Origin of the sequence: Candidatus Pristimantibacillus lignocellulolyticus, assembly GCA_023639215.1 — a bacterium.
Lineage (GTDB): Bacteria > Bacillota > Bacilli > Paenibacillales > Paenibacillaceae > Pristimantibacillus > Pristimantibacillus lignocellulolyticus.
The window spans coordinates 3,691,189-3,703,497 of sequence record CP097899.1; the positions used below are offsets into that span (position 1 = coordinate 3,691,189).

Here is a 12,309-nt window from a genome sequence, read left to right on the forward strand (position 1 = left end):
TTAGTCAAAGGACGGAGCAGTCGTTTTTTTCGTGGTTGTAGAAGTAATCGTTGTTTTTTGGAGTACGCGGTAATATTCTCGCGATATACTAAGTAACACGCCCATACACATCATAGTAACGATTAAAGAAGAACCACCATTACTAATAAATGGTAATGTAACCCCCGTAAGTGGAATAGCACCTGTAACCCCACCGATATTAATAAATGCTTGGAAGGCAAGTAATCCTACGATCCCAACACCCGTAACCATTCCGAATGTATCAGGGCAGCGAACGGCAACGATTAGCCCTCTCCAAATGAATACGAGGTAGAAAATAATAAATAATGCAGCACCGATAAAACCTAGTTCTTCGGCAATAATTGCAAAGATGAAATCACTATAAGCATATTGCAAATAGTGGAGCTTTTGCACACTTTCACCGAATCCAGCACCTGTAATCCCGCCATGGCCTAATGCTTGAAGAGAAGAAACAAGCTGAAAGGAGTCACCTTGGGCATAAGCAAGTGGATCTTTGTAAGAAGTGAAACGAGCAATACGATATCGCCAACTATCAGGGTTAATAAGATAGGATATCGCAACCATTGGCGTAAGTACTGCAACTCCAATGACAGATGTGAAGAATATTTGTTTCAGATTTGCGCCACCTGCCCAAATCATCATCGCAGCAAAGCTCACTATAATGATACATGCACCTAAGTCAGGTTGCATCATGATAAGTGCGCAAACAAAGGCAACAATGATAAGTACGGGCACTAATCCACGCTTGAAATCTCGGAATTTTTCGCCCTTCTTCGAAATAAGCGCACCAAGATATAGAATAAGTGCAAGTTTTGCGAATTCTGTTGGCTGTATTCCCAGGCCACCAAAACCGAACCAACTTCGTGCACCATTAATTTCTTCACTTACGAATGGAACAATAGCAAGCATGATGATTACGGGGATGAATAGCAACATCTGTAACTTCCCTAATTTACGAAATGGAATATTCATCAGGAAAAACATAGAGAATAGACCAACGCAAGCAAAAGCGAACTGGCGTTTAGTGAAATATAGTGGATCGTTGTCATATCTAGGAGATACAACAGCAATACCTGAGCTCGCGCTAAACACCATAACTAGTCCAAAACCAACTAGAATTAAGGTCATAATAAGAAGTAGAAAATCTGGTCTACCCTTGCTGTTTTTTTGCGGAGCTTTCATATAAGTACCTCACTATTAGCTTAATGATGCTTTCAATTGGCTAAGTCCTTTATCAGCAATAGTAAGCACATTTTTCGGAATAGGAGACTCATAATCAAGACCATGCGGGAAAGTAGCTCGTCCGATATATACATCTTCAATGTTAAGCACAGCATGAGGATTTTCTAGCTTTCCTTCAATGGCACGAGTACTTACACGTACATAATAATCCGCATCAGTTTCTTTATCAGAAATTTTCAAATCGTATGTAGCGCGATAGTATTCCCACTGCCAACGCACAAATCCAGCTTTTTCAGCAGCTTCATCTAAATACCCTAATTCGCTAGTTAGTCCATTAAGACCGGAGTTCTCGATAATCATATTATTTCCTCCCAAAACTTTTCATAATATTTCGATGTTACTTCTCAAGAAAGAAAAGTAGCAAAGTTACACAGTGAAGATCATGCTTAGCTTTTAGAAAAACTTTTGTCATTAAATTAGAGTAATAAAATATAACAATTCATCATAAAGAACTGTTGTTATCTTTCATAATGATAGTATGTTTCCAGTTCTAGTGCAAGTATTACTCATAGACAAAAAGCAACAGATGTTGACTACTACTCGATATCAAACTTATTATATTGAGTTTTACTGCTCGTTACTTGGTTAAACGGTTACCCAAAAGCTTATTTTCTGTTACACTATATGATGAGATATTTTTAAAGTAAAAGGTAGTAAAATCAGGAGGTAACACCATGAACATTATTGCACATTTGGAGCCACATATTGAACATATATATGAGAAAGCAGTGCACTGGCGTCGTTATCTTCATGAAAATCCAGAGTTATCTTTTCAAGAAACGAAAACTTCTGCATGGATTCAAAAGAAATTAGAAGACATGGGTTGTCAGGTGCAGAGATGTACGCAAAGCAATGGACTAATTGTATCTATTGTTGGGGATCTCAAAGGCCCTACAATAGCTCTACGTGCTGATATGGACGGTTTACCGATACAAGATGAGAAAACAGTTGCTTATGCTTCGAAAGTGCCTAATGTGATGCATGCATGTGGTCATGATGGTCATACAGCTACTTTATTAGCAATTGCTGATTTTTATATGCAGCATATCGATGAGCTGAAGGGCGAGAGAAGATTGTTATTCCAACCAGCTGAAGAGGTTGCTCCAGGCGGTGCAGCACCGATGATAGCTGAGGGTGCTCTGCAAGGAGTGGATGTCGTATACGGAGTGCATCTGTGGACTCCACTACCTTATGGTAAAGTATCGACTCGAGCAGGTAACTTTATGAGCGCCGTTGACGATTTCTACATCGATATTCAAGGTCTTGGAGGTCATGGCGGCATGCCGCATGATACTGTAGACACGATTGTCGTAGGAACTCAATTCGTTCAATCATTGCAAACGATAGTTAGCCGTAATATTAATCCGATGAATCCTGCTGTTGTGACGGTTGGTTCGTTCCAAGCGGGGCATGCCAGTAATATTATTGCTGATCGCTGTGGAATAAAAGGAACAATTCGTACTTTTGATGAGCCAACAAGAACATTAATTCATAACAAATTAGAAAATATTTTAACGACGACATGTGAAATGTATGGGGCAACTTATTGTTATAATTTGAAAAAAGGGTATCCCTCAGTAATTAATGATGAAAATGAGGCTAATCGAGTGTTATCTGTGGCAAGAGATGTTATCGGCATAGATAATGTTATCGTTGCAGAGCCAATTATGATTGCAGAGGATTTCTCTTATTATTTGAAAGAAGTACCTGGGTGCTTTATGTTCGTAGGGGCAGGTAATGAAGATTGCCAAGCTACTTACGCTCATCATCATGCGAAGTTTGATATTGATGAGCGTTCGATGAAAAATGCGATAAGAATGCTAGTTCATGTCGCTGAGCAATATGCGCATTAAAAAAGCTGATTGTAGTGGGAAGTTTATTCTTCCCAATCTGCAATCAGCTCGTTTTTTGTGTTATACAACTCTGCACTTTCTTTTTGGGTAACATCCCACACATTTTCACTACCCCAATAATACGAATAGAGATCTTTTGATTCTTTTTTTTCAGTGGCATAGATCGTGATTTTTTTACCCGGCTCTAATATAAATTCTTCAAAAATGTAAGTTTGATTACCTGTAACACTTAAAAGTTTCCAATGGCTTAAATCAATTTCAGTTGATGTATGATTAGATATGATTGCTTCTTGTTCACGCTTATTAATTGATAGTGAGATACCTGTGTAACGTGTTTCTTTAAGCGTAACATCTTCATTACTCGTTTCTTCTGTGTTAATCCAAACCCCAGTATGATTACCTTTAGCTTGCTGTTCAATCTGTTTATAGACGTTTTCCATCTTAATGTTTGGTTCTACAATTAGTAATTTAGCATAACCGAGTTCTAATAATTTTTCATTCAAAATTGTTCCATTTTGTAATTGAACAATAGCTTGTAACTGACCATTTTCCTTCCGCATTTCTTTATCAAAGCTTAACATTACTTGCTGCGAAGCGAGAAGTTGATCGGAAATATATTGATGAATTTCCATTCCGAATACTTCATCGTTAATGTCGGTAACATCAAGAGAAAGAAATGTTACTTGCTCAATATGATCGCCTAATACAATTTCAAAAGAGTCATTGTTTAAAATTTTGCCGATTGGAAACCAGGTATTCTCTTTTATTACATTTGAAGTCGTAGCCGGGAGTGCGGAGCATGCTACCAAAAGCATAAAAACTAGGCAAAGCCCAACGTATTTCAAATTTTTCATATAAAGAATATCCTCCAAAATGTAGAAACTCGTAAATAATTAAACGATTATTTTATCTATTATACCATAATTAACAGTAAAAAATATATGTTTCCAGCAAATGACCAAGGAACATAGCATAAAAAATGCAACAATCTTTCATACTGTAACTATAAAGCTAGTTACAAGGAGGAATTTTTTTGCTTGCAAAAGAGGCAATAATTGTGCAAAGCGATCTTTCAATCTTACTGGATAGTCGTTCAATATATGCAGTTGAAGTTCAGAAACAAATACAGCCTTTTGCAGAGCTTATTAAAGTAATGGGGCAGTATGAAGTATATGAAGTGACAGCCATTACGTTATGGAACGCACTAACACTAGGAATGAAGAGTGAACGTATTCTTGATATTCTTCACATGTATGTAAAAGGAACAGTGCCTATACTGGCCGAGCAGAAGCTTCAACTATGGCTGAATCGATTTGGTAGATTACAACTTCAATATATCGATCAACAGTTGGTACTGCGAGGTGACGCAGAGATTATGTGCGAGCTTGCTCAACATAATCTTATTATAGATTGGATTGTGTCAAAAGTAAGTGATACAGATTGGTTGTTAAAGCGCGATAGTAGGGGATTTGTTAAGCAAGAACTGGCTCGCTCAGGTTATGCAGTGACAGATTTAGTTGGGTATCACGAAGGGGAAACTGTATCGCTTCAGTTGCGAGAGAAAACATCTAAAGGACAAACCTTCCAATTGCGAGATTATCAACGTAAAGCGATTGCTGCCTTTCATCGTGACAAATTAGGTGGGAGTGGAGTAATCGTATTACCTTGCGGCACAGGGAAGACGATAACAGGCATTGGTATTATAGCTAGTTTGCAAGCTGCGACACTCATCGTCACGTCTAGTATAACTTCAGCTAATCAATGGCGACAAGAATTAATTGAAAAGACAGATATTGATGCTACGAGGATTGGAATTTACGGTGGCAAGCAACGAGAAGTGTTAGAAATAACGATAGCGACTTACACGATACTTACCCATCGGCAACCTTCTTCTGATCAATACTTACATATGAAATTATTTTCCGAGCGTGACTGGGGACTCATTATTTATGATGAGGTTCAATTATTACCTGCTCCTATTTTCCGTATGACGGCGACGATTCAAGCGACGAGAAGACTTGGTCTAACCGCCACACTAATACGAGAGGATGGTTGTGCTCATGATGTGTTTTCTTTAGTAGGCCCGAAACTTTTTGATATGCAATGGAAGAAAGCAGAAGAACAGTCCTATATCGCGAAAGTGTATTGTACTGAAATTAGAGTGTCATTAGCGACAGAACAACGTGAAACATACCGTCATGCACCACCTCGAACTCGTCTGAGAATAGCAGCTGTCAATCCCAACAAACTCACAATTGTTAAGGAACTACTACAACAGCATCGTGACAAACCTACATTAATTATTGGCCAATATATAACACAACTTGAAGAGATTGCGCAGGAACTTAGCGTTCCAATGCTTAGTGGAACTACAAAGCAAGTTGACCGAGAAGCATTTTATGCGAAATTCCGTAGTGGGGAATGTCCTATTTTAATCGTATCTAGAATTGCAAATCTAGCTGTAGATTTACCTGATGCGTGTGTTGCTATACAAGTTTCAGGAAGCTTTGGCTCAAGGCAAGAAGAAGCTCAGCGAATCGGACGACTGCTACGACCTAAGAAAACATTGAATGAAGCATGGTTCTATACATTAGTAACAGAAGAGACGAAAGAGACAGAGTTTGCTTTAAAGAGAGGAATGTTCATGCTTGAACAAGGTTATCAGTATCAATGTATATCACAGCATGAGGTGTTAAGTGAATGAATATGCACACTTGGCGTGGAAAATTAGATCGTGGTGTTCAGCAGAAATTTATGAGCCATCAGTTGCTGAAGCCATTCAGTCAAGAATGGACATGGGAGCAAGCAATTGTTGAACCTGAGATCATTCGGTCTTTACGAGCAAAATTCAATGAATATGAAGAATTAGTACTTCAATGGTTGTTACAAAGCAAAGGGAATGCCATTACAGAGCAAGAAGAACTGATTAATGCCTTGAAAGTGCAATTACATATTTCAGGACAACAAGCGTTATTTTCTTTACTCACCCTAGCTGAACTGGGTGTTATCCAGTGTAGAAAACATCCATGGAGAGGTCATATATGGCAAATGACATTTCCAATCTTTCATAATTGGCGACTTATTATGAAGCAAGAACGTCAATATTGGCAGCAATCCCGAAATGTGAATTTTGCAAACTATGCTGTTGATCAAGGAAATACAATACCATTAGGAAAAACATTAATGTATCTTTTAATTGCTATGAGTAAGTTGGACTTAAAATATACGAAAAAAGGAGAGCTATCAAAGTTAACAAGAGAGAAGTTAATAGCATATAGCGCTTCTATAGATAATGAGTTTATCCGAGACAAACTTTCAAATCTTAGTAATCCAACATATGGTGCTAATCTACAATTTTTATTGGAATTAGCGTATGCTTTGCAGTTAGTTGAAGAAACCGAAGTAGGTTTGAAATTAATTATGGAGCATATTAATGAATGGCTCTTACTACATGAATGGCAACGAGAAGCATTACATATGCAATGGATGTGTGAATTCTTTCTTGTTCAACCTTATTTTGAATCTGTCGCAGCAACAATTAGCGAACTTATTGCTTGTGACGCAGGTATATGGTATGAATTCTATACTTCATCAACGCAGTTGCAAATGTTTTTGTCTATGTGGAGAGCTTCCGGATGGATAATGAGTCTTTCTGAGGTGAATTCAGAACACTCTAATCGTATGTATGTACAACGACAAGTGTTTGCATTGCATAGTCAATCGCAACTTGCGATCCAAGACAATGGTGAAATAATCGTCATGCCAGGAACTTCCTATCGACAGCTGTGGTTTCTTGAACAGATTGCTGAACGAATGAATGAACAAGAGATTATCATCTATAAATTAACGTTACAACGCTTAATACAAGCAATAGAAAGTGGATATACTTTGGATGAGATTGAGCAATGGTTAGTGCAAAGCTGCGATCATGATTTACCGCAAATTGTATTTCATTTACTACGAGCAGCTCGAACGACCTATGAGGAATCTAACCAACAAGCAAACATTTCAAGTAATACTCTTCATTCTTTACTTGTCATGAAAGTGGAGTTACGGGACGCCATACACTTCTTGCGCCCAATTGAACAATGGGGAAAGTGGTTAGCAACAACCAATCAAGTATTGGCTGAACCTTTATTAGAACATGAGGAACGATGCGAGTTACTTTATAGGCAGGAATATGGTTCGATTACGACTAGTTGGATGACAGAGTGCCGTCAATATCATTATTCTACTAGTAAAAAAATTGTTCAATGTGCTATAGATCAACAACTATCATTGCAAATTAAGAAAGCAGGAAGATTGTTATATTTCCATCCGAATCGAATGTTCGAAGTTGATGATAGTTGGGTAGTAGAAGGTGTATTTGATCGTCAGCAAAATGATGAACTTCAATTGGAACAGCTTAACGACTGGCAAGGTATTAAATTACATATGGCTACAGTTTTATGATTTCTATTGGCGTACATTGCTGATTATGATAATGTATAGTTATAGCAATATGAAAAGGTGGTAGGATGCCGATGTATGATCAAGTACAAGCAGTTGCGACTGAACCAGGAGCAGCAACGTTAGATATGGCGTCGTTACTTCTGAAAGCATATGAGCTTGGTGACACTATTATTGATTCCGCTCCAGTTGCTGATTATTTATATTGGCAATCTGAAGTAGCTAACAATACAGAAGTGAAAGAAATTCAACGTGAGTTCAACAAAGCTAAAGAACTTTTTGAAGAATGTCAACGTTTTGGAAGATTCCATCCGAATTATCATGAAGCAAAAGATAAAGTGAAGGAAGTCGAAGCGAAGTTACAAGCGATTGCTTGTGTGCGACAATTCAAAGAGCAAGAACAGCAGTTGGATGAACTATTGCATGAAGTAGCTACGACAATAGCAAGAGCGGTTTCGGAAACTATAAAAGTACCAAGCAATGAAAAAGGCGCCGGTGGTGGCTGCGGTAGTGGTGGTTCTTGTAGTTGCGGTAGCGGTGGCTGCGGCTAAATTCTTTATATATTGAAAAGCTAAGTATAAGCTTTCGAAGTACTTTTCATTTGCTTATGTAGCAAATCGAGAAGGCAATGAAAAGTTGTAGGAGGAATCATAACCGATGTTACCAGAGCGTACAGGTTTTATTATATGGGTTAGCGATATGAAGTCAGCTAGAGGGCTTGAACGTTTCGGTACAGTTCATTATATGTCCCGTAAGCTACATTACGTTGTGTTGTATATGAATGCTGACAAAGCTGAAGAACAACTCAAGCAGCTTCATCGACTTGCTTATGTTAAAAAGATCGAAAGATCTTATCGTAATGAGATTCCAACAGAATATAGCAAAGATGTTGAAGATAAAACTCGAGCATACAGCATTTAGTATGTGAAGGTGGACAAGGAGCTGAGAGCAGGTAGTTGATACTACCTGCTCTCAGCTCCTTTCTTTATTAAAGGCAAAGTTAGAACTTAATGTTGTTTATATTATTAGAAAAAACCGCCTTAGCAAAGTTGGTGAGATTATTTACTATTTTTCTCAAACAAATCTTTAATGAAATTGTAATCAATGCTCCCTGTACTATCGCTATAAAAAAATGGATCTTTTCGAATGGTATCTTCTGAGTTAATAATAAAAGTCTTATATATTTTCCCGTTTGATTTATAAATCGTCGTTCTAAAAGAATATCCCATATAGCCAATCGAGATTTTATCTTTTCTAAATGAAATTGAATTAATATTATTAATAATATGTTCAATTTCTGATCGGTCTGTAATCACAACTTCTTGACCGTTATTCCCATTAAATATCTCAATTTTTAACACCTCTTGTGGAGTGATCCTGATCATTTTAGTAGGAACTATCCACCATGCACATACAAGAGACACCAGTATAATGGGAATAAGTATAAATGCTGATAATTTTTTCATTTAATATTCCTCCCCCAAAAATTGGATTCTTTATTAATATTCGCGTCGACCAACATGTTTTTATTATTCGATATTGTATTGTTGATATCCTTGCTGTCTAAAATCTTCATGTGAATTTGTTGGAAAATTCAACCAATCATGTTAGTATAGGAATATTGATGCAGGCTTTAATACCTAGTCCAAGGAGGAACATAATATGAGAGAGAAGCGGACAAGGCGTTGGAGTACATATGAAACTTTCTATATTGAGCTTGGTACAAAAAAAGTGGCAGATATTCATATTACAACGCATGCTGAGAAACGTTGGAAAGAACGTGTGACTTTATCATCTAGCGGAATGCAACATATCGCAGATTATATGTGGGAGAGCTTGAGACGATCAGCTATTAGAATGTATTACCAAGGGGAAGAAGAAGCTTATATTATCGACGATGATCTTGTATTTATAGCGGATTTTACTGAATCAGATCATGACCGAGATTTATTAGGTAATCCACTGCATCGTATGCATATCATTACTTTTCTTGGTCATATATCCGAAGTTGTTCAACTTCAAGATTTGAAGTCATATTACACTTGGCTAAGACATAATCGGAAAATGAATTTATTAAAAAATAGAAGAACGATGAGATGATTAATCGTAACTTTATTTCAATAATTAAATAATGATAAATAATTATGAATTTATTTAAAATACTATTAGACATTTATATTTAGCAGAGGCTACCTTTCAAGATCACTGATTTTGGAAGGTAGCCTCTTTACACTTGTCATCTTATTGGATCGTAAGTATTAGGACTATTGTAACGAAACCTTTGTATTATATTATTTTGGAAGTTGTTGTATAATGGCATCAGTAGAAAGGGTGGGAACGACATGGCTTTAAACTTTCATCAATTACATATTTTCCATACCGTTGCGGATCGAGGTAGTTTCTCTGCTGCAGCCCAAACTTTATATATGACTCAACCAGCAGTAACGATGCAAATACAATCGCTCGAAGAATACTTTGGTACAAAGTTATTTATGCGCTCTACGAAGAAGATTGAGTTAACTGAAGCAGGTAAAGTACTACTGCCCTATGCAAAGAAGAGTATAGATCTTATTAGAGATACGGATATGGTGATGTCTAGCTTTACGAAGCAGTTGAAAGGTCGTTTACAATTAGGTGCGAGCTTAACAATAGGTGAGTCAATTCTCCCTCGATGGTTAGGACCTTTCGGTAAGGAATTTCCGCATATCGGTATTAGTATGAAAGTGATGAATACGACTCATCTTATTGAGGAGATTGAGAATCACCAATTGAATTTTGCAATTATCGAAGCACCAATTCAGCATCCAGATATGCATATTGAAGCAGTGATGGAAGATGAGTTGATCCTTGTTGTACCAAGTGATCACCCACTCGCAGATCTAGAAAAGTTACAACTTGAAGATGTACTACAATATCCATTTATATTACGTGAACAAGGTTCAGGTACAAGGCAAGTGATGGAAGATAAACTCATCGCTAATGGCTTTGATCCTCTGCAATTGAAAATTGTGATGGAACTAGGCAGCACAGGAGCAATTAAATCAGCAGTAGAAGCGGGTCTTGGAATTTCATTCTTATCGATCTCCTCCGTGAAGCATGAGGTTGCACTTGGACTTATTAAAACATTACCGATTGAGAATATTACTTTTAAGCGACAATTTTATTCCGTATACTTGAAATCATCCTTATTGCCTATTTCTGCAGTAACATTCTTGAACTTCCTAAGAGAGAGGGATCTCAGCCAATGGCTATAATACACCCCAGAATAGATATGCATGTTCATACGACTGCTTCAGATGGAATGTATTCCCCTACAGAAATAGTTACGATGGCAGCACAACTAGGGTTGGCAGCTGTATCGATAACAGATCATGATACAACGGCAGGTGTCCAGGAAGCACTATTAGCGGCACAGCATGCTCATATTAAATTATTACCTGGTATAGAGATTAGTACAGTCGCTGATGGTCAAGAAATACATGTGTTGGGTTATTTCACGAATAATGACGATGAGCGATGGCAACAGCGTCTTATCCAATTAGGTGCAACCCGTGAAAGTCGTAATGAGATGTTACTTGCGAAGTTGAATGAACTTGGGATAGCTATAACATGGCAAGAAGTGGTTGAGGTAGCAGGAGATTCGCATGGTTCAATTGGCAGACCACATTTTGCACAAATTCTTATTAACAAAGGTTATGTGAACAGTAAGCAAGAAGCTTTCGATCAATATCTTGGTGAATCTGGTAAAGCTTATGTGCAGCCATTACGCATTCATCCGTCAGACGCCTATCAATGGATTAAGGAAGCTGGTGGGGTAGCTGTTCTTGCACATCCTGGTATTTATCATAATGATGTGTTAGTAGAACAATTGTTACAAGCAGGGGTGGATGGAGTGGAAGTTAATCATTCCGATCATACGCCGCAGCAAGTAACGTATTATGAATCGTTAGCTAAACGATTTGGCTTAATTATGACTGCAGGATCAGATTTTCATGGCATTGATGAGCAGGGATCGCAAATTCATGGTCATTTGGGCAGTGTAAGTACGTCGATGACAGTATACGACCAAATCTTTGCACTTCATCAATCCCGTTTATAGGATGTTCAAACATTCACTAGTGATCACGATGTAAAGCTACGAACTGATATCGGCGTCGAAGATGGCATTCATCGGAAGCCTGTGATGCTAGTGTACCAATAACGTACACTCCGCTTCTCGTTTCCTAGCTTCATGGCATCATCTTGGTGCTGACAAGCGATTGTTTTGAACTTCGATTGGAAGAGGATGTTCAAAACATTCACTTGTGATCACGATGTAAAGCTACTTAGTAATTTCGGCGTCGAAGATGGCATTCATCGGAAGCCTGTGATGCTCGTGTACCAAAAACGTACACTCCGCTTCTCGTTTCCTAGCTTCATGGCATCTTCTTGGTGCTGACAAGCGATTGTTTTGAACTTCGATTGGAAGAGGATGTTCAAAACATTAACTTGTGATCACGATGTAAAGCTACTTAGTAATTTCGGCGTCGAAGATGCCATTCATCGGAAGCCTGTGATGCTCGTGTACCAATAACGTACACTCCGCTTCTCGTTACCTAGCTTCATGGCATCTTCTTGGTGCTGACAAGCGATTGTTTTGAACTTCGATTGGAAGAGGATGTTCAAAACATTCACTTGTGATCACGATGTAAAGCTACGAACTGATATCGGCGTCGAAGATGGCATTCATCGGAAGCCTGTGATG

General features: G+C 38.0%; 12 protein-coding genes. 8 read left to right on the forward strand and 4 right to left on the reverse strand.

What is annotated here, in order from left to right:
* Nucleotides 1–1,203 carry a putative lipid II flippase FtsW gene (gene ftsW, locus NAG76_15640; GenBank protein ID URN93255.1) on the reverse strand — a complete coding sequence of 401 codons (1,203 nt, stop codon included), beginning with the start codon at nucleotides 1,201–1,203 and terminating at the stop codon, nucleotides 1–3.
* Between the two features lie 15 nt (nucleotides 1,204–1,218).
* A complete protein-coding gene (locus NAG76_15645) occupies nucleotides 1,219–1,563 on the reverse strand; it encodes a YugN-like family protein (GenBank protein URN93256.1) in 345 nt (114 codons plus the stop codon).
* A gap of 374 nt (nucleotides 1,564–1,937) precedes the next feature.
* Between NAG76_15645 and NAG76_15650 the strand changes: the two genes are divergently transcribed.
* Nucleotides 1,938–3,116 carry an amidohydrolase gene (locus NAG76_15650; protein ID URN93257.1) on the forward strand — a complete coding sequence of 393 codons (1,179 nt, stop codon included), beginning with the start codon at nucleotides 1,938–1,940 and terminating at the stop codon, nucleotides 3,114–3,116.
* 23 nt (nucleotides 3,117–3,139) lie between these two features.
* On the opposite strand, the gene NAG76_15655 is transcribed toward NAG76_15650, so the two are convergent.
* The gene (locus NAG76_15655; GenBank protein URN93258.1) at nucleotides 3,140–3,970 is read right to left on the reverse strand and encodes a lamin tail domain-containing protein; all 831 of its coding nucleotides are present in this window, start codon (nucleotides 3,968–3,970) and stop codon (nucleotides 3,140–3,142) included.
* 179 nt (nucleotides 3,971–4,149) lie between these two features.
* On the opposite strand from NAG76_15655, the gene NAG76_15660 reads away from it, so the two are divergent.
* The 4 genes from NAG76_15660 (at nucleotide 4,150) to NAG76_15675 (ending at nucleotide 8,486) form a co-directional block, all read left to right on the forward strand.
* Complete coding sequence (locus NAG76_15660; protein ID URN93259.1) at nucleotides 4,150–5,820, forward strand: DEAD/DEAH box helicase; 1,671 nt, start codon at nucleotides 4,150–4,152, stop codon at nucleotides 5,818–5,820.
* Nucleotides 5,817–7,568, forward strand: coding sequence for a hypothetical protein (locus tag NAG76_15665; protein ID URN93260.1), 1,752 nt, complete (start codon nucleotides 5,817–5,819; stop codon nucleotides 7,566–7,568). The genes NAG76_15660 and NAG76_15665 overlap by 4 nt, the downstream gene beginning before the upstream one ends.
* Nucleotides 7,569–7,639: 71 nt before the next feature.
* The gene (locus NAG76_15670; protein URN93261.1) at nucleotides 7,640–8,116 is read left to right on the forward strand and encodes a YlbF family regulator; all 477 of its coding nucleotides are present in this window, start codon (nucleotides 7,640–7,642) and stop codon (nucleotides 8,114–8,116) included.
* Nucleotides 8,117–8,222: 106 nt separating this feature from the next.
* Complete coding sequence (locus NAG76_15675) at nucleotides 8,223–8,486, forward strand: YlbG family protein (GenBank protein URN93262.1); 264 nt, start codon at nucleotides 8,223–8,225, stop codon at nucleotides 8,484–8,486.
* A gap of 137 nt (nucleotides 8,487–8,623) precedes the next feature.
* Here NAG76_15675 and NAG76_15680 read toward each other — a convergent pair whose 3' ends face one another.
* Nucleotides 8,624–9,031, reverse strand: a complete 408-nt coding sequence (locus NAG76_15680) for a hypothetical protein (protein URN93263.1) — start codon at nucleotides 9,029–9,031, stop codon at nucleotides 8,624–8,626.
* A 196-nt stretch (nucleotides 9,032–9,227) separates the two neighbouring features.
* On the opposite strand from NAG76_15680, the gene NAG76_15685 reads away from it, so the two are divergent.
* The 3 genes from NAG76_15685 to NAG76_15695 all read left to right on the forward strand — a co-directional run bounded on the left by NAG76_15685 (nucleotide 9,228) and on the right by NAG76_15695 (nucleotide 11,664).
* Nucleotides 9,228–9,665 carry a hypothetical protein gene (locus tag NAG76_15685; protein URN93264.1) on the forward strand — a complete coding sequence of 146 codons (438 nt, stop codon included), beginning with the start codon at nucleotides 9,228–9,230 and terminating at the stop codon, nucleotides 9,663–9,665.
* 242 nt (nucleotides 9,666–9,907) lie between these two features.
* On the forward strand, nucleotides 9,908–10,819 hold the full coding sequence (locus tag NAG76_15690; protein URN93265.1) for a selenium metabolism-associated LysR family transcriptional regulator: 912 nt from the start codon (nucleotides 9,908–9,910) through the stop codon (nucleotides 10,817–10,819).
* Entirely contained in the window at nucleotides 10,810–11,664 is an 855-nt protein-coding gene (locus NAG76_15695; GenBank protein ID URN93266.1) for a PHP domain-containing protein, read from the forward strand. Before NAG76_15690 ends, NAG76_15695 begins: the two co-directional genes overlap by 10 nt.
* Nucleotides 11,665–12,309: the final 645 nt, after the last annotated feature.

Excerpts from the sequence above, each read along its gene's own strand:
- ftsW (URN93255.1), bottom strand. The coding sequence starts at position 1,203 with ATGAAAGCTCCGCAAAAAAACAGCAAGGGTAGACCAGATTTTCTACTT.
- NAG76_15645 (URN93256.1), bottom strand. The coding sequence starts at position 1,563 with ATGATTATCGAGAACTCCGGTCTTAATGGACTAACTAGCGAATTAGGG.
- NAG76_15650 (URN93257.1), top strand. The coding sequence starts at position 1,938 with ATGAACATTATTGCACATTTGGAGCCACATATTGAACATATATATGAG.
- NAG76_15655 (URN93258.1), bottom strand. The coding sequence starts at position 3,970 with ATGAAAAATTTGAAATACGTTGGGCTTTGCCTAGTTTTTATGCTTTTG.
- NAG76_15665 (URN93260.1), top strand. The coding sequence starts at position 5,817 with ATGAATATGCACACTTGGCGTGGAAAATTAGATCGTGGTGTTCAGCAG.
- NAG76_15670 (URN93261.1), top strand. The coding sequence starts at position 7,640 with ATGTATGATCAAGTACAAGCAGTTGCGACTGAACCAGGAGCAGCAACG.
- NAG76_15675 (URN93262.1), top strand. The coding sequence starts at position 8,223 with ATGTTACCAGAGCGTACAGGTTTTATTATATGGGTTAGCGATATGAAG.
- NAG76_15680 (URN93263.1), bottom strand. The coding sequence starts at position 9,031 with ATGAAAAAATTATCAGCATTTATACTTATTCCCATTATACTGGTGTCT.
- NAG76_15685 (URN93264.1), top strand. The coding sequence starts at position 9,228 with ATGAGAGAGAAGCGGACAAGGCGTTGGAGTACATATGAAACTTTCTAT.
- NAG76_15690 (URN93265.1), top strand. The coding sequence starts at position 9,908 with ATGGCTTTAAACTTTCATCAATTACATATTTTCCATACCGTTGCGGAT.
- NAG76_15695 (URN93266.1), top strand. The coding sequence starts at position 10,810 with ATGGCTATAATACACCCCAGAATAGATATGCATGTTCATACGACTGCT.